The sequence below is a fragment of the Oceaniradius stylonematis genome (genome assembly GCF_003149475.2).
Classification (GTDB): domain Bacteria; phylum Pseudomonadota; class Alphaproteobacteria; order Rhizobiales; family Rhizobiaceae; genus Roseitalea; species Roseitalea stylonematis.
Genome location: NZ_QFWV02000004.1, coordinates 847,774 through 872,219 on the forward strand (window position 1 = coordinate 847,774; position 24,446 = coordinate 872,219).

A 24,446-nucleotide genomic window follows, 5' to 3' on the forward strand; every position below is an offset into this window, starting at 1 on the left:
GGCTTTGAATCGCCGCCAAACCCGACTAATCGGTGCAAAAAAACACAGCACCGGCCTGTGAAAATCTGCGCAACGCGGACCCCTGTTTGTGGTATGTGGGCTATGCAACCGCGCCAAATGCCCAATTATCGGGCAAGTTGCAGAAAGGAATTGCAGTTTTGTGGCATACTCAAAGGCGCGCAAAGATTCTCGCGATTCTGCGGGAATCGGCCAATGCGCGCACCGCCGCCATCGCCGAGGAACTGGGCGTTTCGCGCGAGACCATTCGGCGTGACCTGTTGGCCATGCAGGATGAGGGGCTGCTGGCACGCGTTCATGGCGGCGCCATTACGGCGGACCAGGATTCCGAGGCCGATTTTCAGAAGCGCAAGACACTCAACTGGGCGGAAAAAAGCGAGATCGGACGCAAGGCGCTGCAACTGGTCGAGCCGGGGATGACGGTCTTCGTGGATGCGGGCACGACAACCATGGCGTTTGCCCGCGCGCTGCGAGACGGCCCCGATGTGCAGGTGATCACCAATTCGGTCGACGTGGCCCAGACGCTGAGGCGGCACAGCATCCTGGTGGGCGGCACGATCTTGAGCGATGTGCCGGCCACCTTCGGTGAACTGACGCTGGCCGAGATCGGCCGTTTCATGGCCGACCTGGCGATCCTCTCGCCCACCGCCGTCCACCCCAAACACGGTGTGATGTATTATGAGTTGCATGAGGCGGAGGTGGCGCGCGCCATGGGCGCCAAGACCAGCAAGGTGGCGATCCTTGCAGACAGCAGCAAGCTCGACCGCACCAGCCGCGTTCTGATGAGCGAAGTCGGCAACATTGACTGGCTGGTGACCGACGCAAAGGCCGACCCCGGCGTTCGCCAAGCGCTGGCCGATCTCATTCCCGCCGTTCTTTAGCTGAGCTGGTAGTCGAGCCGGTTCAGTGCGATCAGTGGCTGCCGCCGGTCCGGCATGATGTCGGAAAAGAGCTGCAGCGAGAAGCTCAGAAGCGCCGTGTTGGCCGGCTGTGGCGAATGGGTCGAGAACCAGTCATCGACCGCATTGCCGGTGTCCGACGGGATCGTCCCGGCATAGGCGAACAGCGGACGATAGAACATCGGCACCAGCGACACGATGTCGTCCGGCGACAGAGGGCTCGACGGGCCGTTGGCGGCCGCCAGCCGATAGCCATAGCGGCCCGACAGCTTCTGCTGGGTCTCCGCGCCCGTCGGCGGCGTTCCCAGCACATCGGTGAACAGGGTCGTCAATCCTGCCGGCAGTTGCGCCGTGGTGCCGGTGCCGAACAGGATCGAGCGATCCCAGGTCAGTTCCGGCACGGCCAGATTGGTGAAGTTCAACTCCGGCGTGCTGTAGACGAAGGCGTCGGCTGTCTCCTTGCCCGGAACCAGATTCTGGTTGCGCCGGATCGACAGGCTGGCGCGGGCATTCTGGTAAACACTCACATCGAGATCGTCATACCAGATCACATAGGTGCGCCGGCCACGATCCGGCACGGGCTCCTGGAAATTGTAGAAGATGTCCTGCGGCGTGCCCGAACCGGACGTTTGCGGCTGCAGCGGCTTCACCTTCCCGTCCGTATCGATATAGCCGAGCGACGGTATCTGCCCGCCCGGTCCCCATGTGTTTGTGCCGGGCGCGCGGATCAGGACGATCGAATCGAGCAGCGATTCGCCGTCGGCGCCCGAGCGCGTCCGCTTCTGCAGGCGGAACCGGTAGCTCTCGTCGGGCACCAGACCGTCGCCGGCACCCGATCCGCCGCTGCCATCGTTCTGGACGAAACCCCAATTGTCGGCGACGTTCTTGGCGATGTCGGCGATGGCCGCCACCGCCGACCGGGCGGGCGACGCAGCAGCGCCGCCATCCGTCAAAAGCGTTGCGAGGTCCGCCTTGATCGCCGCTGCATTGGTCGCAAATTCTGCGAGCGCTTGGAACGGGTCGGGCGGACCGACATCGAACATTGCCATCATTGGCGGACGGCGGAAGTTGAGGCCAATCGTGATGTTCGCCGTATCTTGCGCGGCGAGCTGCATCTCCAACGAAGCATAGTAGGACCAAGCCTTGGCCTTGGTGATCTGCTCGTCAACCGGCAGGTTCGGATCGACATCGCCGGGCGTGTAGGTGGCAACCGCACGCTGGTTCACCAGCCGCGGGCTGGCCGGGTAGGCGCGCAGCGGGATCGGTATGTCGAGCTGTCCGATATCGGTGCTGATCACCGCCCCGCCCAAATCCGCAGGCGTCTCCGGAAGCGGGTCGAGAAAGTGCAGCCATTTGGAGGTCTCATAGCCGTCGACATAGGCGGCCTGCTCGACGGCGAATTCCAGCGCGGTGATGTCGAACGCCAGATTGAGGAACAGGCGCCGGTAGTGGGCCCGGTTCTTGACGCTCAGCAGCATGGTCAGCGCACCGTCGCCGGAGACGAGATCGATCTTGCCCGGTGTCAGGCTGTATTCGGGCACCCACCGCGCGGTGTGCATCACGGCGCCGTCGGCCAGCACCGCCTGTTCAGCGATAAGGCCGGCCAGTTCTTCGACCGACAGGGATTCGGCCGCCGCCAGAGCCGACAGGCTCGAAGTCTGCGGCGTCACCGTGACCGCCCGGCCCTTGAGATAGACGGTGCCGGTCAGAAGACCGTCCACATCCATGTTGGCAATCGCCAGATAGCGCAGGCTCACATCGAGCGCGTCCGCCATGGTGGTCAGCGTGTCGCCGAAACCGGCAATGGCGGAGTAACCATCGATGGTCAGCTTGACATCGTCGCGGAACAGCGGGGCCTGTGTCGCAAACGCTTCGGCAAAGCCTTCTGGCGTCGTCTGCAGCGTATCGATGCCGGTCGCCAGCGTGTCGTGCGCGCCGATCTGCCAGTCATGATTGTTCAGCGTCAGCGTCGTGCCGGTCGCCAGAATGTTCGGCGTGGCCGCCACCAGTTCGATGACGCCGACGACGGAAATGCCAAAGCCGGTGGCCAGCGCCTGAAGCGTCGTGGTGGTCGACAGGCTTTTGCCGGGCGCATTGGTCTTGCCGGTCAGCCGGTGGCCGCCCGCATCGCTTCCCGTGCTGGCGAAGTCCGCCTCGACATCGGTCGGAACCTGGACGACCGCATCGGTGCCGAAACCCTGCGACAGGTTCTGCCGCAATTGCTGGCCGAGCAGGGTCTGCGCCTCGGTCAGGTCGATCGCATTGTCCGACTTTTCGATCGGCGTCAGTTGCGCGGCGATTTTCTCGGCGAGACTTTCCTTGGCCGCCACCAACCGGTCGAAATCGACCGAGCCGCCGCCCGCGGCCGAAGTCGCCTGATAGGCAGGCGCGGCATAGTTGGGCGACAGCACCATGTCGACCGTCGCCAGGAAATCGACGGCCCAGTCCATCACGTCGACCGCCTGGAACATGGTCGGTGCTGTTTCCGAAAAGGGCGGCGTCGCTCCCGACTGGTAGGTGCGCACACTGGCTTCGCGCGAGACCAGCGCGTTGGCGAGCGGCGGCAGCGCCAGATAGCTCGGCGCGGTGGCCGACTGGCCGATCTCCACCTTGCGGATCGCATTGGTGCCGGGCGACTGCCCCGGCGCGTCGAACCGCACACCATACTGCCGCTGGTTGCCGAGGTTGGAGAGCGTGCGCTCGGCGGGTCCCGTGCCGCCCCAGAGCGCACCGGAATAGGCGGTGGCCAATGCCGAGCCGAACGCGGCGAGCGTGGCAGGCACGCCGCTCGAACGGGGCGGCACCGGGCTCGTGGCGCGCTGCACCTCGGGCACGCCCGCAAAGTTCGTGTCGATCTCGTTCGTTGGACGCGCGAGCGTGACGCTCGCTGAAAGCTGCGTGATCGTGTTGGTGACCGCCGGCGCTGCCGGCAGGGCGGCACCGAAGACGACGTCGGGCGGCGGCAGGATAATCCTGGCGGCGGGATCGACGATCGCCTCGCTCAGAATGGCCCTGAGGAAATCGTCATAGGCGAGCGGCGCATCAAGCACCGCATTGACCGGCGCGAGAGAGTTGGCAAGCGTCTGCGACGGGCCGACCGTGAAAGTGTGGCCGTCGACGGTGAACTGCGCGCCCGCTTTCAGGAACCCCGAAAGGGCGGCATTGGCCTTGCACAGGCGCAAGGCGTCGCTCTGCGACGTGCTCAGGAAGGCGGTGGCGACCGCGTTCGGTGCCACCGCGCCGGTCGAGCCGGCCGATGCCGCAGGCGCCGGGCAGATCAGCACCGCACCGGCAAGCAACAGGCCCTGCTGATCGCCGATGGCGGCGATCAGCGCCGCCAGGTCCGGCCGGCTCTGGGCCGGGAATTTCAGCCGAAGGCTCGCGATGGAGTCCTCAGCATCAGTCGTCACGCTGCCCGATCCGGAGACCGTCACCGTCTGGCCCGGAACGAAGATGCCGGGAATGTCCTGGTTCTGCGTGCCGAGCGTGTCGGCGGTCGTCGCAAACAGCGTGGCCACATCGTCCAGCGTCACGCCTGGCTGGATGCCGTAGGCCACCGCGGCAAGCGGCGAGGGGTCCAGAAGCGCCGGCAAGAGAAGCACCGCCCCCGTGGTCATCGCCGTTTGCTGATTGGCCGCGGCAAAATCGGCGATCGTGATGCCCGACAAATGGCTGAGGAAGCGGCGCAGGCTCTCGCCGTCCGGCACCGGTTCGCTGGAGCTTCCGGTCTGCATCCGCGTATTCTGAGTGATCAGGCCCGGAAGGGCGCCGTTCAGCGTGATCAGGCTGTCGACGTCGCCACCGAAGACCGCCGTGACGGTCTGCGCGACGGTCGCCGCCTCGGCCGTCAGGCGCCGGTCCACTGCATAGGTGGTGATCGTGCCGCCGACCGCGAAGAGATCGACGATCGACTGGTTGGCGACGGCGATCGCCTCGGGCGTCGTGGTCACGCCCGCATTGGCGAAATCGGCGACCAGCGAAACGAAGGTCGAGCCGTTCGTGTTGATGGTGACGCCGCCGGCGGCAAGCGTCAGATTGTCGGCGATCAGCCCCGGAACGTCCTGGTTGGCCCGACCGATGTCACCGGCCGTGCACTGCGATTCGGCGGCATAGGCGGCCAGCGTCTTGCCGGCGCTCAACGTGCCCGTGACCGGGGCGATGATAAGATTGGTTTGCGCGGGAACGATGGCGGTATCGGCATTGTGCCACTGCGTCAGAAGATCGTGCGCGCTGACGCCGACGCGCGTTGCGAAGGCGTTGAGCGTTTCATTGTGCTTGACCTGCGCAAAGGTCGGCACGGTGACCGGGCCCGGGAACAAGGCCGTTGCCGGGCGGTCGATATTGTCGCGCAGAAGATCGTCGGCGGGGACGGAATGCGCGCCGGTCACGTCCGACAATGTCTGCCCCGATGTCACCGAGTGGGTTGCGATGGGCAGCGCGGCGATCTGGCTGGTGAAGATGTAGGACGCCGACACATAGGCGATCAGCGGCGCGAGCGGCGGGCTCAGCGCACCGCTCGCGAGGCTCGTCTCGATGCTGACCGTAATGCCGGGCCGGCTGATCTGGTAGAAGGCACCGGCGAACTTGAGCGCATGGGCGCTGGCCGAACTGACCGCCTTTTCCGACGGCAGATCCGGTGCCGGCAGGTAGGAATTGATCTGCAAGGCACCGTCGATCTCGATCATCGCCGCCGGCGACGCGCCGCTGAGCGTGTAGGACCAGCTCGTTCCCGGCCAGTCGCCAATGGCGGACATGCGGTCGGTGTAGCGGTCGGCCAGCGTGACGTCCGACAGCGGATCGGAAACGGTCGCCTTGTTGCCGAAAATGTCATGCGCGGCAAAGCTCAGCGCCGCGCCCGAACCCGCCGAAACGCCCGCATAGGGGTCCTCGGCCGCGGCCGGCAGCCAGGGATTGTTTTGCGCGATCCGCCCGGCCGGCTCGGCGCGGGGAAAAAGGCTGAGCACCTGCTTGTAGAGGACGTCATCGCCGGTGCCGTGCACGTCGTCATCGGTCGGCGCCGGCCCCTGCGGCACCGCTTCGTTGCTGCCGGTGAAGCCGGAGCCGGCGCCGATCTTGTAGCCGATCAGGCCGTAGAGCATGCCCGAGAGCTGCGCAGGCGTCGGATCGGTCCCGGGCTGGGGCGAGGGATCGGTGCGTTCGATGGTGAAACCGGCGGTGCCGGGCGGAATGGTGGCAAGCCGCGTCGTCGGCGCGCCGGCGCCGGTCTGTTCGGCATAGATCTGGGTGGCGCTGGCATCGACATTGTCGCCGACGACGGCAATGTTGTTGAGCGCCAGCAGCGGCCCGCCGGAGGCCGCGCCGCTCGTCTGGCTGTTCAGAAGACAGACGATTTGGATGGTGCCGCGCCCGTTTTCGTCGAAGACGAAGTCGGGCAGACCGGCGCCGTCGGCGTCATAGTGCAGGTAAAAGCCGCCCTCGACGACGACGGAGGCCTCCCAGAGAAGCGTCAGGAAATCGGTCGCCTGCGAAAGGGGCGCGCTGTAGGTGGCCGCGCTCGGCGGACCGTCCTCATCGAGTTCGATGCCCTCGACAAAGACGTCCATCGTCAGCATCGGATCGCGGGTGACGGTCGACAGGTTCGTCTTCAGCAGCACGGTCTTGGTCGTGTCGACCGCATCGGACGCATAGCCCTTCGGCGTCGCACCCGTCGCATTGGGCGGATAAAGCAGATAAAGCGCGCCCGAGTCGCTGCCCGCCTGGACGGCCTGCGCCAGATAGGTCCAAAGATCGTAGAGCCGCTCGGTGTCGCCCGCATCGGTCCCCTTGCACAGATAGAGGCCATCGACCCAGTCGCTGCCCAGTTCCGAGCCACCGCCGGGCGTGTCCTCGGCGGCGGCAGGCGTCGGGTTGGCAACACGGTGCAAGACGATCGGAAGCTGGATGCCCCATGCATAGGAGACCAGCGGATCGCCCTCGGCGTCCGGCGGCGCGGTCAGCGCAACGCCCTTGAGCGCGAAGGGCTTGTCACCGCCGGCATCGGCCAGCTTCTGCAGGTTGGACGGCAACGGCCAGAGGCTCGGTTCACCGGGCGCGCCGCCTGCGTTGGAGGCGGCAGCCGGCAGCGCCGGGCGCGCGCCGGCCTGCCAGTGCTGGGTGACCTGCATGTTGTAGTGCACCGGCGTGTCTTCGAAGTTCGAAAGCACCGCAGGCGCCTGCGCATTGAGAGTCACCGTGGTCGAGGGCAGCGCGGTCCCGAAGGTCGCCTGATCGACCGTCAGCGTGATGTCGGTGATGGCGTTGGTCGCCACCAGCAGGCCCGGCGACGGCGCGGCGTTCGCGAAGAGGCGCGGATTGCGCGGTGCGTGCACGGCAAGTCCGGCGCCGTCGAGCGCTCCGGCGACGGTCGCATCGGTGAAGCTCAGCCAGCTCACCGCCGCATGGCTCAGCGTCACGTCGATCGGCGTGGTCTGCGGATCGGTCCATGGGAATTGCTGACCGGTCAGGTCGGCGATTCCGTAGAGGGTACCGGTGAAGTCGCCCGCCAGCACCTGCGCCGGCGTCAGCCCGGTGAAGCTGGTGTCGTCGGGTGCCGGCGCGCGCAGTCCGTGCGCCAGGAAATTCGAGACCTGGGTGGCGATCGTGTTGAGCTGTGCCGTCGCCTTGAGGTCGGTGACGAACTGGTCGACCGGCAAGGCGGGCACGTCGCGGATGGTCAGATCGGTTCCACCTACGAAGATCGCATCGATCCCGGCGACGATGTCGACGAGATCGGCCATGCCGAGATCGTAAGCCGACGCCAACGATTGAAGCGACTGCCCGGACGGAATCTTCGCGGTGAACGGCGCGATGTGCAGTGCGGTCAGCGGTGTCAAAACGTCCTTGTCGGTGTTGGCCGTGATCAGCGCATTCAGCGCCAGTCCCGGAAAGACGGTGCCGGCCAGTGCCGCGAACGTGTCGGTCGAGGTGATCGTGTGGTCCATCGCCGGGATCGGCGTTGGCGCGGTGACCGGCGGATCGTTGGAATTGTCCATCGCCTGATAGCGGGCGAAGGTTGCCGCGATCGTTGCCAGGCTGTCGCCGGTGTGGATCGTGTAGGTCGCGTTGGCGGCGCTGGAATTCAGATAGGCGGTCGGCACGCCGATCGGGGGCGAGGAGGGGCCGATCTGCGACCAGTCGACGGACGGATTGAGCGTCGAGATCGCCTGCTCGTACCAGTCGAGATTCGGCGCGCCCTCGATCCCCTCGTTGCGCACCTTGAAGAACGCGGTCAGGAAGTTCTGCGTATCGCCGGCGACCGGCGAATAGGTGAAAGCCGGGATCGACAGCGTCGTGCCCTGCCGCAGCAGGCTTTTGAGGTGCTGGCTGGCCGTGCCGATGGCAAGGCCGGTGAGCGGCGTCGACGCATCGACAAAAGGGATCGCCGCCGCGATCTCGTCGAGCGACTGGCCGGACCGGACCTGGTAGGCGAGCGCCGGCATGGCGATCGACAGATCGGTCGCGAGCGGCGCGGCGGGATTGTCCTCGGCGATCGACAGGGCCGTAACGCCGACCGGCACGTCCACGTCGCGGCTGTCGCCGCGCGCCGCCAGCGGGTTGGCGGCGGCCAGATGGCGCGGATGGTGGCCGGTCTGCAGTGCCAGATCGAACAGCGTTTGCCCGCGCGCCAGCGTGTGCCGGGCGGTCAGGACCGGGAACTGGCCGGCCAGCGTGTCGAGGCTCGGCCCGCCGGTCGCCGGATAGGTGTAGGGGTAGTTCTGCAGAAGCGCGAGCGCGCCCTGTACGGCGGCCTGCGTCATCAGCAGGAAGTATTCGCCGAAGATCAGTTCCGCCAGGCTGGCCGTGCCGCCGGGTGCGGACGGTGTGTTGTTCACCTGCTGCGCCGTCGTCGTCGGCATGTTGGCCACGTCGCGTGTCGCATTGGTCAGCAATTGCTGGAAATAGGCGGCAAGGTTGGTGGCGTAGGCGGCGCTGACCGGGTTGTAGCCGGCATAGTCCCGGTTGGTGGTGTCAGACCCCTGGACGATCTGCGCGGAGATGGCCGGGCAAACGGGCACGAAGGTGCCGCTGGTGGTGTCGATCTGCGACGGCGGCGTGCCCTGCGGATAGGCGGCGATCTCGAAATGCAGGCTCTCATGCAGGAAGTTCGACAGATTGTCGTAACCGAACGTTGCCTGCTGGAACGCCGGGTCGGCCATTTCGTTCAACAGGTCTTCGAGCTGCAGGCGCGTCAGCCGGTCGGTCCCGGTCTTGCCGGCGCCGGCCGCCGCCGCCCAACGGAAGAACGCCTCGGCCATCGTGGCAAGCGGCGGATCGCCGGCGGCGTTGACATGGTGCACATGGTCCGCCGTCGGGACCGCGCGTTCGGCATGGCCGTTCGCCTCTGGATCGACGGTGTTCTCGGCCATGAACCCCAGAACGAGCTGGGTCTGGTTGCCACTGCCGCTGCCGGTTGCGCCGTAAAGGCTCGCCGGATCGGCGACCGAGAACATCGGCAGGAACTGCAGTCGCGCGCTTTCCGGCGTGCCCGAACCGAAGACCGGGATCGGCGGCCAGCTTTGCGGTGTCTGGTCCAATCGGACCACGGCCGGATGCAGCGCGCGCATCTCGGCCATCCGCGTCACATGAAGGCTGCGATGGTCGGGGTGGGCTGTCAGGGACGGCAGGTGATGGCGGGCATGGCGCAACCGGGTCAGGCGCGTTTGCGGCCGCTGGCCGCGCTGCTGGCGCAAAAAGGGCTGAATTCCGCCGTCCGCCGGTCCGATCATGGCAAGGCGCGTCTCGGCGATCATCGCGCTCATATGGGCGTGCGGCACACGCTTTTCGCTGTTGCTGCCCTCGATCCACGGCGTCGCCGTCGCCGAACCGATGGTGAAGCTCTCCTCGATCGTCAGGCTGAAGCTGAAATGCACCCGAACGAACAGGATCTTGACGCTCGCCTTGGCGGTGACATCGACCTTCAGCTCGACTTCTGTCGGCTTGTGCGCCTCCAGAACCAGCGTCGCGCTGGCCCGCGCCACGATGCTGACCGACGCCTTGATGACGACGAAATCGACCGAGCCATAAAGCGTGCCGACGATCCCCGCCGTGCCCTGCACCCAGAAGTAGAAACCCGGCTCGACGGCCTTGTCATAGGGTTCGAACGGCGCAAACACGCCCTCGAAAATGCCGTAGACCTCGATCTTGAGCCCGGCCTTCAGGGGCCCAGCCTGAAAGTCCTTGCCCAGACCGACCGACAGGCCGATGCCGGCCTCGATCACCGGGTCGAAATCGCCATTGGTGATCTGCGGCACCCGGTCGGAAGTGGCGCCGGTCAAATAGGCGAAATAGAGCCCGCCCTCGCCGATGAACGGAAACACCTCGACGGCGAACGAGACCGAGAAGTCTTCATTGTGCGGAAAGCCCAGATCGACCCGGAAATTGCCGTTGGTGAAGATGTCGACATGGATCATGCCGAGCGTGACGCTCACCTCGCCGAACTCGAGATGGCGGAACATGTCGGGTATGCGCAGATCGACCGACAGTTCGCCGATATCGTCGCTGATCTTGCGGTAGAGGAGTTCGAAGCGCAGCCCGTTGAGCGCGCCGCCGCGCTCGCCGGAGACCGCGATCAAACCGCCATAGATGACCGGATCGAAGAACACCGCCGACAGGGAGAACGTGCTCAGAAGCGTGGCGTCGAGCCCGAACATCCAATTGCTGTTGCCGTCATAGCGCAGGCTCGCCGCCGCCGGATCGGTCAACGGATTGCCGCTGCCGGACACCGGCTTCATCGACGCCTTCAGCGCGGTGATGACCTTTTCGACGGTGTCGAGATCGGCGACCGGCACCGACAGCGCGATATGCTGGCCCATGCCGACGAACCGCAGATCGATCAGTTGCGGGCCTTTGCCGGGCACTTCGGGCGCGTCGTCGTTGAGCACGTCCCAGGCCAGTGGCTCGTCGTCGTCGCCGAAACTCTGGCCCAGGAACTCGCCTTCGAGTTCGACAAAGACGCGTCCCTCGCCATTCACGCTCTTGTAGATCAGGCCGATCTTGTCGAAGCGGGCAAACTTCAGATCGAGATCGAGCCGGTAGGCGACGGCCACGTCGGACGTCGTCAGGTTCACCTCCAGTTCGAGGTTCTTGAAATTGATCTGGTAGAGAATGTCCCAGGGCGCGCCGAGGCGCCGGTTCTCGCCCGGCAGCGCCAGATTGATCAGATATTCGAGGATCTCGCCGAACGACAGATCGCCCAGCCGCACGGTCAGGATGGTCTGCTTGTCGGCGCTGCCGGCGAGGGTCTTCTGCGTCACCGTCGCCTGGATGCCGCGCTCCTTGTACCAGATGCCGAAGCTGAGCGCCGAATTGTCGGGCGAGAACTCGTAACCAGCCGAGATCAGAAGGTTGAACAGGCTGAACGTGCCCTGCACGTCGCCGGAGATCACCCACTCGCCGGCGGCATTCTTGCCCGCCTCGACGACCGGTCGTCTCGCCGGAAGATGCAGACCGCCATGCACGCCCGGGCCGGCGAGCTGCCTCGGTTGGACGGCCTGACCGATGCCTTTGGTCCCTTTCAGAGAAAGAGTCGCCGTCAGTTTGAAGGTCGGGCTGCCCTGACCGTCGAAGACCTTGAAGTCCCAGGCGAGCGACATGCCGCCCTTGAAGGTGAACTCGACGGGATTGTTGGACGTGTCGGTGGCCAGCGTCGCCTGCAGGAGGTCGATCTGGAGCTGCGGAACGCCGTAGCTGCCGCCGGGAATGTTGCCGTCCGGGTACATGAAGGCGGTCAGGAGATTGGTGACGCTCAGCGTGCTGCCGCTCATCAGCCCGCCGCTGAAACCCCAGCCGGTATCGTTGCCGGGCGAGGAGCCAGAGAAGTACAGCATCGCCTCGTTGATATGGGTGAAGGCGGTCAGGTCGGCCTGCAAAAGCTGGCCGTCATAGTCGATGTCGAAACTGATGCCGTCAAAGCCCAGCGAGATCAGTGAACCGCCATTGGCGCTGCCAAGATCGATGCTCCAGTCGGTCAGGATGTCGGTGCCGAAGCCGAAGGTGCGATTGAGGATGTCGGCGGAGAATTCGAGCCGCGAAATGTCCATGTCGATCGGCGGCTCGTAGCGCTTGCCGGTCAGCTTCTCCATCACCGAAGCCATCAGCGCCGAGACCGAAACCGTCACGCCCGGCTGCAAATGGGTCGACAGGTTCAGCGTCGGGATCGACAGTTCGGCCAGCATCGGCACTTCTTCGACGATGTCGAAAGCGGTGTAGAGCGAGCCCTGCGCCGCCGGCACCAAGCCGTCGCCGAAGTTCAGCGTCATCAGGCTGCCGATCTCCGAGACCGTCAGAATGTCGTTGGGCAGCAGCGGCCAAGAGCCGACATCCATCGCCACGTTGAAGAAGATCGCGTCGACCCTGGGAAGGGCGGCGCTGTCGGGGAAATAGAGCGAAAAGCTCAACTGCTTGAGCACCAGCGATGTGGCCGCCGGCACGGTGTCGGGAACCAGGGTGCCAAGATCGATGCCGCCGGTCAGGCTGTCGAGCTCGTTCCAGGAGGCGAGCGGCACCGTCAGTTCGCCCACCGAAAGCGTATGGAACTCGCTGGCCGGCAGCAGCGTCAGCGACAGGTCGAGCGTCTGGCCGCCAAAGGCGAGCGTGGCGATCAGGTCCGCCCGCGAGAACGGCCGCTTGATCGTCGTTTCCGACGGGTTGGCGGGGTCGTAATAGGGCAGTTCCTCGTAGAAGCTTGCAAGCGAAGCGCCGAATTCGAGGGCAATGCCCGCAAGGGTGATCGGCGCGGCGCCGGCCGGCGCGAGCGCGATGACCGGCATGTCGCCTTCCGACAGGTCGATCGTTCCCGCCACCGTGCGGCTGTCCGGTGTCGGCAACAGCGTCGCCCCCACCGCAAACGGACCCGTCGCCGACAACTGACCCTTGAAGTTGGCGAAGGGTTCGGCGGTCCCCGGATAGTCGCTGATCGACACCGCCGCACTGGTCAGCAGGAAGAACCCGTTCTCGAACGCGACACCGGCAAGGTCCGTGCCCTCGAGACCGTGCAGGCTGTTGCCGAGCGTCCAGCCTCCCGCCGGGGATGGAACCTCCGCGCGGATGTAGAGTTGAGGACTGCCGCTGGAATCGACCGAGAAACTGGCGGTCACCGGCAGGACAGTCTGCTGGCCCGATCCCGACCAGGGAAACAGCGTCGCATTTCCCTGATAGCGGATGATGTTGGCGCTCGGCTGCGACGGAAAGCTCGTTATGCCGGTGAGCGTGAGCGTGTCGCTCGCCAGAACCTTGTTGAACAGGGTCGCAATGTCCGGCCAATCGAGGCCGGACGGGTTCGAGATCGACGCGACGGGGATCGTCAGCGTGCCGGCGCCCGTGTCCTGGAACTGCTGAAGATCGGCAAAGAGCTGTTGGATGTTCATGCCGCCCTCACGTCGGAATCGTCGCGACCAGCGGCAGGTGGTCGCTGATGAAGATGTGTGTGAATTCGGCGGCGCGCCTGGCGTCCGTCACCGCCCCCGCTCCGAACTGCGCGCGCGTGGTCGCCCAATTGGTGAAGGTGCCGCCCCAGGCGCCTGTGATGACGGGAAGCCACTTCTTGTACTTTGGCCGGTGCCTGGGCTTGAACTCGACATGTTGCTCGGGTCCCGTCGCCGCCATCCGCTGCGGCCAATAGTTGAACGGATTGGCGACCTGGGCCTCCATATGGGCAAGATACGCATCGGTCTGCTGCAGCGGGTCGCTGTAGACCCGGTTGGCCGGCAGCCGCGCGCCGTCGACCAGGAGCTCGTTCAGCAGATCGATCCGCTGCGCGGTGATCCCCGAGCCGGTCGGGTAGAAGACCAGATCGATCTTGTGGCGCAGATAGTCAGCCGTGTTCGGCCCGGTGATCGGCTGGTCGTGCGCGACACCTTCGACGATCTGAACGGTGGTGCGCCGCGCGGCGTCGCCTGCGGTGTGAAGCGGCCTCTCGGAGCACTGGGCGCCACCGCGATAGTTGCGGTTGCGATCTCGCGTGAAGTACTCGTACTCACCAGGCCAACTCGCCTGGGATTGCGACCAGTTGAAATCGCCACCGAAGACACATTTGGTCAACGCAACGAGTTGGTCGGCCTCCGGGATGTTGTGTGCGTCAATGCCGTTGACCGCATAGAGCTCGCGCGCCAGCCCGCTCATGAACGCGCCCCATGACGACCGGACCTGGTTGCTCGGCGCGTGATAGACCCCGACCGGGCACAGCGTGTCGTGCGCATCGGCGAGTTTGAGCACCACATAGGCGGGACGCCGCGCCTTCTCCCACTGGATCCCCATGGCGTCGTACTTCGAAGTCGCCGGATAGTTCAGCTTCGGCCATGCCGCCATGAGTTGGTAATCGTCGGTGCCATCGTCATAGTCGTAGGGAAGCGTATGGACGCGGCGAAAACCGCCGGTTGCGCTGAACTTCTCGCGGCCGCCGCCGATGCGATTGTTGCCGGTCGGCCGGCCGCGCTGACTGATGTTCAAGGGAGAGCGGACGTTGGAGGGCGTCGTGCCGTCCGCAATAGGATAAAGCCCCCTTATCATCCGGAAAGTGGCGCGGGCCGCCCGCCACACCACGGCATAGCCCTCGGTGCGTGCACCGGTCCGGTAGATGATATCGGCGGCGGTTGTCGCCTCGTCGGTATCGCGGTGGGCGATGGCCGATCCGCACCAGCTCACCCGCCAGTCGCGCTGGCCGGCGGCATAGAGCGCATTGAGCTGCGTGCGCAGATCCTTGAGCGCCGTTTCCGGTGCTTGGTTCACCTCCTGAATCAAGAGAACGTCAATCGCATTGGCGTGCACGAACCGGGCGATGAACCGGTTGCGCAACGCATTGCCCACAGCAAGGCCCGCGCCATTGTACCGCCCCGATTCCTGGCCGTAATTCTGGATGTTCCACAGACAGACTTTGACGTTTGGCATCGCGCGGCCTCCTAGGTCGGGACCGTCGCGACCAACGGCAGATGGTCGCTGACAAAGATGTGCAGATATTCGGCGGCGCGCCGTGCATCGGTCACGTCGCCCGCGGCGAACTGGGTCTTGCTTTCGTCCCAATCGGTGAACGTGCCGCCCCAGGCGCCCGAGATGATCGGCACCCAGACCTGAACCCTCTTCTTCTTGCGTCTCTTGGTGACCTGGACCTGCGGCCCCGTCTCGGCATGAAGCCGTTCCGGCCGATCGTCGGGCGCATCGTCAATGCCGTCCTCGACCTCATCCATGTAATCGGCCACCGACTCCAACGGATCGGAATAGGTGCCGCCCGCCGCATCGCCGATCAGCTCGGTCAGGAGGTTGACGCGTTCCGCCCGCACTCCGGTTGCGGACGTATAAAAGATCAGGTCGATCTTCCATTTCAGGTAGGCGTTGGGGTCGGCGCTGTCGATCGGCGTGCGGTGATTGTCACCGAGAATCTGGATCGTCGTGCGCCGGGCATTGTCGCCTTCGTTCTCGCGCGGCGCAGCCCTGCGGCTGGCGCCGCCGTCATAGGACCTTGAGAACGGTGCGGTGAAGTACTGGTAATCGCCCGGCCAATCGTCCTGGTTCACCGACAGGTTGAAGTCGCCGCCGAAGACGCCCTTGCGCACGTAGACCAGATCGTCAGCCTCCGGCGCATCCGCGCCGTCGACCGTGTTGATCGCATAGATCTCGCGGGCGAGACCTGACATGTACGCGCCCCATGACGCGCGCGTCTGCTTGCTCGGTGCGTGATAGACGCACACCGGGCAGAGCAGCGTTTCGGCGTCGGCAAGCTTGAGCACCACATAGACCGGACGCCGAGCTTTCGCCCATTGGATGCCAAGCCGGTCGGCGCGCGCCGTCGGCGGGTAGCTGAGCCTGGGCCAGTTGTCCATCAAGTCGTAACCAGGCGGCGGATCGCGCGGCTGATACGGGTACTTCTGGTGGGTCATGAAGCCGCCGGTCGCACCGAATTCACCGTCCGTTTCCCCGGTCGGCCGGCCGCGCTGGCTCATGTTCAGCGGCGATGCCACCGCCGCGCCGCCCGGCCCGTTCGTGCCGGCGGCAATGTCGTAAAGACCGCGGATCATGGTGAAGCGCGCAGCCTGCGCATTGCGCCACAGAACGGCATAGCCCTCGGTGCGCGCACCGGTCCGGAATGCGACCTGCCGGGGCTGCTGGACCTCGTCCACATTGCCGCGGGCGATCGCCGATCCGCACCAGCTGAAGCACCAGTCCTGCGTCCCGCCCGCGTTCAGCGCGTTGAGCTGGCCCTGCAGGTCGGTGAGCGCGGCCGTTGCCGAACTGCTCACCTCCTGGATCAGCAGGACATCGATGGCGTTGGCGTGAACGAAACGCGCGACGAACGCATTGCGCATCGTGTTGGCACGATCGGTCACGTCGTAACCGTTGTACTTCTCCGAGTTCTGGCCGAAATTCTGGATGTTCCACAGACACACCTTGACGCTCGGCATCGCCTATTCCTTCTTGGCGTAAGCGGCATACCAGCCCAGCGCCCCCCGGTCGGTGGCGATATCCTGGGTGGCGGCATCGGGATTGCCGAAAAGGGCGATCGTGTTCTGGCCGGGCGGGAACTTCCAGCCCAGAAAGCGCAGATAGAAGTCGCGGAACCGCAGCACATAGGCCGGATCGGGCGGATCGGCCGTCGCGCCGTCCGCCGTCACATCAATCGCGTTGAACCCCAGATCGATCACCCCCTGGATCGGCATCAGCGACTTGACGCTCTCGACCCCCGGCAGCTTCAGGCCGACATTGACATCGGCGCCCGTCGCGGTCGGCGACCAGGCCACGAGTATGCCGGCACCGAGCGCCGGCGCCGACGACAGGGCGCCCAAAGTGCCCAGATCGACATTGAAGACCAGACCATACCAGGCGCCGCTGAACCCGGGCTGCGACAGCGGCGTTTCGAGCCCCAGATAGCCCAGATCCCTGGGCTTGCTGCCGGGCTGCCCCTCGATCAGCCCGCCGACCTGCAGCGGGAAGCGCTGGAAGAAGCTGGTCGGCCGCGCCTTGCTCGATGCGGGATCGAAGGAGATTTCATCGAGATTGAACCGGAACGTGCGCTGGTCGGGCGCACTGACCGGAAAATCCATGTCGACGGAAACGCCCGAAAAGGACAGATATCCGTCGGCCACCCGAACGCCGTTCCGGTCGAGAACCGGCCCGAACGAGAAGGCGTCGAACCGCGGCAGATCGGCGAACCGCAGCTTGCCCTGCAGCAGAAAACGGGTGCGCGTCGTCGCGCTGGTCGCCGTGTCGGCGGTCGCGGTGACGAATTGCGCCTGGTCGAATTCGGTTTGCGTCAGAACCGAACTGTTGTCCGATCCGCCTTGCCCCACGCTGTCGGCGCCGAAGACGTTGGCGGCACCGGTGGCGAAGACATAGTGCCCGGACGTGCCCTGGCGCTGATAGCTGCCTTCGAGCAGGATGTTGTTGTAGTGCTCGCTTTCGTAGAGCGTCACAAGTTGGCTGAAGAGCCGGTTGACGAACAGTTCGATCCGCCCGGCAAAATTGGCGATCGCCGAGTTGATAAACAGCACCTGCAGCAACAGCACCTTGAAGTCGAAATCGCCCTCGATATGGGCGATGTCCTCGGGCTGGTCGTAGTCGATGAGCCCGAAGACGGCGCTGTCGCCCTGCGAAAGCGTGCGGTTGCCGGCATCGATATCGATCGGCGTTACAGAGATGCCGACATGGTGGGCGCGGAACTCCTCTGGCGAAATGCCGGCGGCCAAACCCGACAGTTCCGGAGGAACCGAACTGAACGGCACGTTGGCGTTCAGGAACAGAACGCCCATCCATCCCGGATTGTTGACGATGCCGGTGACGAAGTTCGACAGCATGCTGGCGCCGCCATTGGTTTCAACGTCGGCGACGGCGTCGGAAATGATGCGATTGAGCAGCTCTTTCGTGTTCGCAAGTGACCCGTTCAGCTTGCCCACGTCCGGCCATGCCCATGCATCGGTGTTCTGCACGAAGTCATACAGACTGCCGGCGGCGAACTTGAAGATCATGATCGGCGGATGGGCTTGCTGGTCGGCCCAAAGCGTCGGCGACAGTCGGAAGCGCCAGCCCTCCACGTCGAGCTGGCAATAGACCGAGTATTTCGTCACGGTCGGAATGTACTGCGCATTGCCGCCGGTCAGGATGCCCTGCAGCATGGCCGTGAACGCGCTCAGCGAGGTCTGCGGCGTGCGGCCCTGCTGCTGAAGCAGCGTGACCACATCGGCCGGCACGGCCTCCGCGCCGCTCAGCCGGGTCAGGTCGCCGAGCACATCCTCGGTGATCCAGTAGTTCAGATCGATGTTCTGCAGCAACAGGGCGCCGTCGCAGGCGACCATGAAGAGCTGGTTGCTCTGGAGTGCGCCGCGAAACGTATCGCTGGGCTGGTTGAACGCGAGCTGCGGCAACTGCCCGGCCACCGGCGCCTTGCTGAGAATCAGCGACGTCATCGTGCCCGACTGGAACCGCGCGAGAATGCCCTGCGGCGTCACCGCCTCGAAGTCTGTTTGCGCCAGCATTGCCTCGGGGTGCGCGGCCAATGGCGCCTGATGCGCCTGAACGCCGAGTGCCGCCCGGCGCAGCGGACTGAGAATTTGCGCTTCGAGCGCCTGGACGATCGCCAGATCGTCATCCTCGACGCCGGCATAGGGCACCAGCGGATATGCATCGGGCTGGCTTGCGCCGACATCCTTGGTCACCAGTTCAAGAAACGTCAGATAGGGCAACAGCGCATCGGCGGGCGGTCCTCCCCCATCGGGCCGGATATGAAAGAACGCGCCATCGCTGGGCTGCGCATAATACCAGGCCTCGCCGCCGGACGGCGGCGCAACGACCGCGTTTGCCGTGGTGGCGCGGTGCGACAGCGGCGTATCTTCCGGCACCACCGGCGCGCCAGTGGCTTCGTCCGTCTTCTGCGGCGGGAAATCGGGGGCGAAGGCGGGCTTGGCCGGATGAAACGAAACCGGCACCGAACCAGCGTCCGAAAAGCCGAAATATTCGATCCCGGAAATGCCGCCGGTAAGCCGCGCGGCGGGGGTCGCTGCGCCGCCGGGCGGCGTGCCGACATCCATGGTGAAGGCGCCGATCGGTGACAGATAGAGCGGGTCGTCCGCATCGAGCGCGGTGCGTGAACCGGGCCGCCTGTGAAAGGCAAATCCGGCCGGAAGGCCGGTCGCCGCGTCGATGCCGTTGGGGGTCAGCGTGATGCCATAGCCAAGCTGGGAGGTGTAGTGCGTGTCGTGGGCGGGGATCGAACTCCCGCGATAGGAAAGCTGGGTGCGCGCCGGGTCGAGAACCCCGGCCGGGTCGCACAGGAACGAGATCGGGATCGCCGCACCGGTGCCCTTGAACAACGGATAGCGCAGCGAAACCAGATGAAAGCCGCTCGGGTCGCTCTGGTCCGGCACGCCGTAGCGAAACCCGACATCGAGCAGGTCGAGATCGGCAACGCCGCCATCGAGGCTGCCGTCGACGCGGAACGTTCCGGCTGTCGCTCCGTCGACCGACAGGACAACGGCGCCCTGCGAGACAGGAGCCAGGGGCCACGCCTTGGCATCGGTCACCAGCTGGAACGCGGGCGGCGCCGGGCTATCGAAGGAAAAACCATCGCCCCATTGGCCGATTGTCTGCCCGCCCGAAACCGTGAAACGGTAGGCGCCGAGCGCGAAGACGCTCGGCCGGTTGATCGTGCCGTCGGTCGCCCCGTCCGCCTGCGTGACGTAGAGCACCCGTTCGCCCCAGCCCCGGACGCCGGCATCGGACGTTTCCAGCCAGACGAAGCGGGCCCCGCCGCCGAGGCGCTCGGCCAGCGCGAGCACGGCATCGGCGAAGGCCGTCTCTTTGCTTGCGTCGGGCTTGATCGTGACCGTCACGTAGAACCCGCGATGGGTCAGCCACGTGTCGGCGAGCGACAGCGAAGCGGGCACGGATGCCGGATCGCCGAACAGCACCATGCCGAACGCACCCGCCGTCTCCCACGTGCCGCCATCGAGCCAGTAAAGCCGGGGTTCGTTGGCCGATTGTGTGAATTGGGCGTTGGTCACACGTCTCTCGCTCGTTGCTCGCCGCCCCGGTCGGCAGCATCGCCGGCCGCGGAAGAGCCGCGCCGGAGACCGACCCGGTTCAGGACTGCCTCAGCGACACTTGGTCTCCGCCGACGACCGGCATGTCCAATGGCCACATTGACGGCACCACGCCGCCCAGGGCCGTGTCGGTCAGATCGACGGGATCGAGGGAAAGGCCCGGAGCGGCAACGGGATAGGCAAAAAGGTTTGCCGTCGCGCGGCTCATCGTCAGGGCGCTCCCGCTCTCACCGCCGGCGAACGCGGCGAGCCCTTGCGTCGCAAGCGCCTGCCGCACCGTCGTGCCAAGCGGCGCCCACCGGTTTTCACCCTGCACCGCGAAGGCGACCAGCGGTGTGACGGCCGAACGGCCCCGGAAATAGGTCGCAAAATAGTCGGTGCCGGTCGGGAACGTGCCTGTGGAGGCATACTGGTCGGTGATCGTCGACAGCGTCTTCCAGCTGGTCGTGCCGATCAGCGTGACGTTGCTGGTCAGCGACGTCGAGCCATTGCTGCCTGAACCGGTGAACTGCGCCGGATAGAAAAGGCGGTAATAGGCCTGGCGGTTCTGGTCGTCGAAAAAGTCGATCGCGCCGGCGGCGACAGGCCGGCCATTGTTCGCGTTGCCGCCACCCGGATAGACAAGGGACAGGAACGCATCGACCGAAAGGCTGCGCGCGGCACCCGTCGCCAGCGCGCCGCCGCCGCCTTGCGGGATCACATCGGCGAGATCGAACATTTCGGTTCCGAGTGCGAGGAAGCCGTTCTTCTCGCTGCTGCCGCCGACCACCGCCTGATAGAGCGCGTTCGACAGTTGCAGCCGTGTTCCCGGCGTCAGGTCGGCGACACGGATGCTGTCGTCGCGCCACAGGCCGTAGCGGTAGTAGAGCACTTCTTCGAAGGTCTGCGGCATGGCCTGCGCGATGATCTGGCGGATCAGGGCGATCGCCCACGGGAAGACGCCGGTATCCTCGACATCGTTGAGAAACGAGACATAGTCGGTGCGCAATGCGGCGCGCACACCGCTCGATCCCAACGTGGTCCAGACATCGTCGCTCAGCGTCAGCTTGTAGGGCAGCGTCGAGCCGCTGGGCGCCGGCTCGAGCTTGAAGGTCGGCGAAGCGCTCGACGGCACGGTCGGCGTGCCGGTGGTGAACGGCGAGGGCAGATAGAGCTCGATCGCATTGCCGTGCACGTCGGCCAGCGCCTGATAGGCGCCGCGCCGGAACACATAAGGCGGATCGCCCGCCGCTGGCACGCCGGCGCCATAGGCGTAACCGGCAAGCACCGGCGGCCTGGACGCTCCGGGCTCGCCGCTGACCGAAGCGGCGCCCGACGTCTTGCCGGACGCGGCACGCACGCTGACCGCGACACCGGCGCCGAAGGGATAGGAAATGCTCGTCCCCACATCGATTGTCGCCGTTGCGCTGTCGCCGCCGGCGACGAACGTATCGTCGATGGCCGGGCTGCCGCCGGCCACCGAGACGAGATAACCGCCGATGCCGGGACCGGGCTTGGGTTGCCAGCGGACATGCAGCTTCGTGCCTTCATAGGCCGCTTCGTCAAGCACCGGCACACCCGACGGCACGGACATGCGCGCGCTCGCCGGCGTCAAGCTCTTGGGACCGACGCCGGCCATCACCACGGCCACGTTGGCGCCATCGGGCACGCCGACGTCGATGGTGAAGGGTTGGGTGAACGCGGTCCCGGTCGCCGTGAACACCTCGCGTGCCAGAAGCCCGCCATCGGCCAGAACGTCGAGCCAGTAGATGTCCCCGCTCGTCTCGGTGCCAAGCGTGACGTTCACCGACAGCGTGCCGTCCTCGTAGTCACCGCCGGTGACCACGGCGGCCCCCTTGATCGGAACGCTCACCGCCGGCCCCGTGCAGAAGGCGTTGCGCGCTGCGATCGTCAGCGCCCCGGCTTCGAAGAACGCGTCCGGCGCCGGCCCGTCATAGGCGGACCCGGCAACGGTCAGGCTGGCGGCCGAGCCGGACGTCGGCGTTGCGGTGACGACAAAGCTGTCGGCCGCGAACGGGCCGCCCAACTCCCAGACCAGATCGGCGCGGCCTTCGCCAAGGCGCCCGGACAGAAGCTGCGGTGCCGTCAAAAGGAGATCCGCCCGCGCCGAGACCGGGCCCATCGCGACGCCATCGGTGCTGACCATGCGCGCCTGCAGGCGGTAGGGCTGGGAAGTATCGCTCGGCACGGCAAAGCTGACGCCCGTCGTCGAGGCATTGGCGAGGACCGATGTCGCCGTGTCTCCCGTCAGCAGTTCGGCCTGGACGGTGGGCGAACCCGGGACGGTCCAGGCCGCTGTCACGGTCGATCCCGAAACGCTCACCGCGCCCATTTCGACGGCATCGGTCAGAATATTGACTGCGGTGGAGGCAGCGGTGTTGCGAAGCGGCGAGACGCCGACCAGCGCCACCGTGGCGCCGACTGCCGTCGCCGGATCGAGTGGAAAGGACAGGCTGGTTTCCGGACCGGCGGACAGGACGATCGGGCTGCCGCTGGAAGGGGTCACCGTCACCTGGTAGCCGGTCAAATAGGGCAGCACCGCCGCGGTCCACTGCAGATGCAGCGCCGAGCCGTCATAGACGACCGACTTCAGAACCGGCGCGGCGATCGTTGGCAAGGTGATTGCTTCACCAGCCGAGACGACGCCGGTGATGATTCCCATCACGGGCGTGACAGTTGCCGTCCACGTCTTGGACAGATCCAGATCATACGGGATGGAGATCGGCATGGTCGGGCCGGCCGACACGGTGGCCGGCGTTCCGCCATTGTCGAGCGTGACGGTGTAGCCATCGACCGGACAGCCCGGATCGAAGTCGACATCGATCGTGATCGTCTTGCCGTCGTAGGATGCCGACCTGATCTGCGCGACGCCGAGCGGTACGGTCAGCCGTTGCGATTTCGGCCCCTGGCTGGTCTTGCCGCCCGTGGTGTTGATGATTGTTGCTTCGATTTCGTAGACGGTATTGCCCGCCGGCGTGATGTTGTCCCATGTGATGGCGGCAGGGCTGGCCGTCGCGGTTTTGGCGGTGCCGGCGACGCCGTTGGTGTAAAGCACCGCGCTCAGTTCCCGGTCGGTGGAAAGCGCGCCCGGAGTGACGAAGGTCGCCGCGATCGTGTTCTTTCCGCTCGCCAGCGTCACCGTGGCATCGACGATCTGCGGCGGTTGCGGCTCGATCGCCACCGCCGCGCCGGTTGGCCCGACAAAGGCGCCATAGATGACGCGGCCGGCAATGGACGGCGATGCCAGCGTGTCGAGCGCGCCGGTGACGATCTGTCCACCCTTGTCGCCGCCTTCGGCAACCGCGACGACGTCGCTGCCCGACATCAAAAGGAGTTCATAGCGCGGCGCTGCGACCACCTCGCCGGTCGGCAATGCGGGCAGGCTCCAGACGGCGCTCGCCTGTCCGCCGTCGAAACGGATCGCGGAGATGGCCGGCGATGCGGTCGGGACGATCTGCTGCGCGCTCACCGGGCCTGTCGTGAAGGGTGCGCTGAAGCCGCCGGCCGTCGCTCCGACGACAGGCTGGACGGCCGATATCCGGACCGAATAGGTCTGCTGCGGGTCAAGGCTCAGATTGGCGATGGTGGCTTCAGCATCACTGCCCAGGTAATAGTCGCCCGTCAGACTGCCGCTGGAATCGTCGATCAACTGCAGATAGATACCACCGATCTGCGCGCCGCTGGGGATCTCCCAGGTAAAATCGATGCTGGACGCCAACACGGAAAGCACGCGGACACGCGCCTGCTGCGTAACGACGGGTGCGGACGCGATGTTGGCGGTGTTCGACCAGTCCAGATCGGCCGGGTTTTGCCCGCTTCCCCCGAACTGGACCTGAATGATGTAGGACGGCCCGGCTGCAAGCGGCATCGCGTTGAGCACTCGCACGGTGTTGGCCGTCGACCCGGTGCCATAGCCGATGGGCAGGTTGTTCTCCAGAAGCCGGGCATAGGCGACGTAACCGCCCGTCACGCCCGTCGTGTTCAGATTGGCGGTCACCCCGGCCTGCGTGCTGGCCAGCGGGAGCGGCGCGAACGGATCCACATACTGAATGGAGGAGAAGGTGGTCGCCGGATCGATCGTTTCGCCGCTCATGTCTGCATCCCCGCGGCATGCACCGCCTGCTGTCTACGCCCGTGCACCAACCGGCGACGGACGCACGGGCCCAAACCCGCAAACGCTGCCGCCAAAGACCCTCCGCGCCGGGAACCGGTCACCGGCGGGCACGGCATGGTCAGAAGTTTCCGCCATACTTGACGTTGTCGTGCGCGATCATTTCCAGCGTGCTGGCGTAGTCGGTGTGATAGCGCTCAGGCAGGCGCGCACGCATGTATTCGAGCGAACGCGTGTTGTTGCGGTGCAGCTGTGCCATGGCGTTGAAATCGCCGACCGCGATTCCGTTGGCGTAAAACGTGCCAACCTCAAGACTTCGACCAGCCTCCCGGTCCGTCTCGTCCACCAGCTTCAGGTTGCAGAAAATGCCGTCGTAGCGGGACTCCTCGCAGCTTG

The 24,446-nt window shown here is 65.7% G+C and carries 6 protein-coding genes; 1 reads left to right on the forward strand and 5 read right to left on the reverse strand.

The features are described 5' to 3' along the window. The first annotated feature begins 95 nt into the window (after positions 1-95). Positions 96-899 (forward strand): DeoR/GlpR family DNA-binding transcription regulator, encoded by an 804-nt coding sequence (locus DEM25_RS07805; protein ID WP_439650656.1) that lies wholly within the window; start codon positions 96-98, stop codon positions 897-899. Here DEM25_RS07805 and DEM25_RS07810 read toward each other — a convergent pair. The 5 genes from DEM25_RS07810 to DEM25_RS07830 all read right to left on the reverse strand — a co-directional run bounded on the left by DEM25_RS07810 (position 896) and on the right by DEM25_RS07830 (position 24,032). Next, entirely contained in the window at positions 896-13,282 is a 12,387-nt protein-coding gene (locus DEM25_RS07810) for a hypothetical protein (protein WP_109765517.1), read from the reverse strand. The two genes, DEM25_RS07805 and DEM25_RS07810, sit on opposite strands and share 4 nt — an antisense overlap. 7 nt (positions 13,283-13,289) lie before the next feature. Further along, positions 13,290-14,801, reverse strand: coding sequence for an endonuclease/exonuclease/phosphatase family protein (locus DEM25_RS07815; RefSeq protein WP_109765515.1), 1,512 nt, complete (start codon positions 14,799-14,801; stop codon positions 13,290-13,292). A gap of 11 nt (positions 14,802-14,812) precedes the next feature. After that, positions 14,813-16,309 (reverse strand): endonuclease/exonuclease/phosphatase family protein, encoded by a 1,497-nt coding sequence (locus DEM25_RS07820; protein WP_109765513.1) that lies wholly within the window; start codon positions 16,307-16,309, stop codon positions 14,813-14,815. A gap of 3 nt (positions 16,310-16,312) precedes the next feature. Continuing rightward, positions 16,313-19,900, reverse strand: coding sequence for a hypothetical protein (locus DEM25_RS17760; RefSeq protein WP_158585203.1), 3,588 nt, complete (start codon positions 19,898-19,900; stop codon positions 16,313-16,315). A 79-nt stretch (positions 19,901-19,979) separates the two neighbouring features. Then, positions 19,980-24,032 (reverse strand): hypothetical protein, encoded by a 4,053-nt coding sequence (locus DEM25_RS07830; protein ID WP_109765511.1) that lies wholly within the window; start codon positions 24,030-24,032, stop codon positions 19,980-19,982. Positions 24,033-24,446 lie beyond the last annotated feature (414 nt).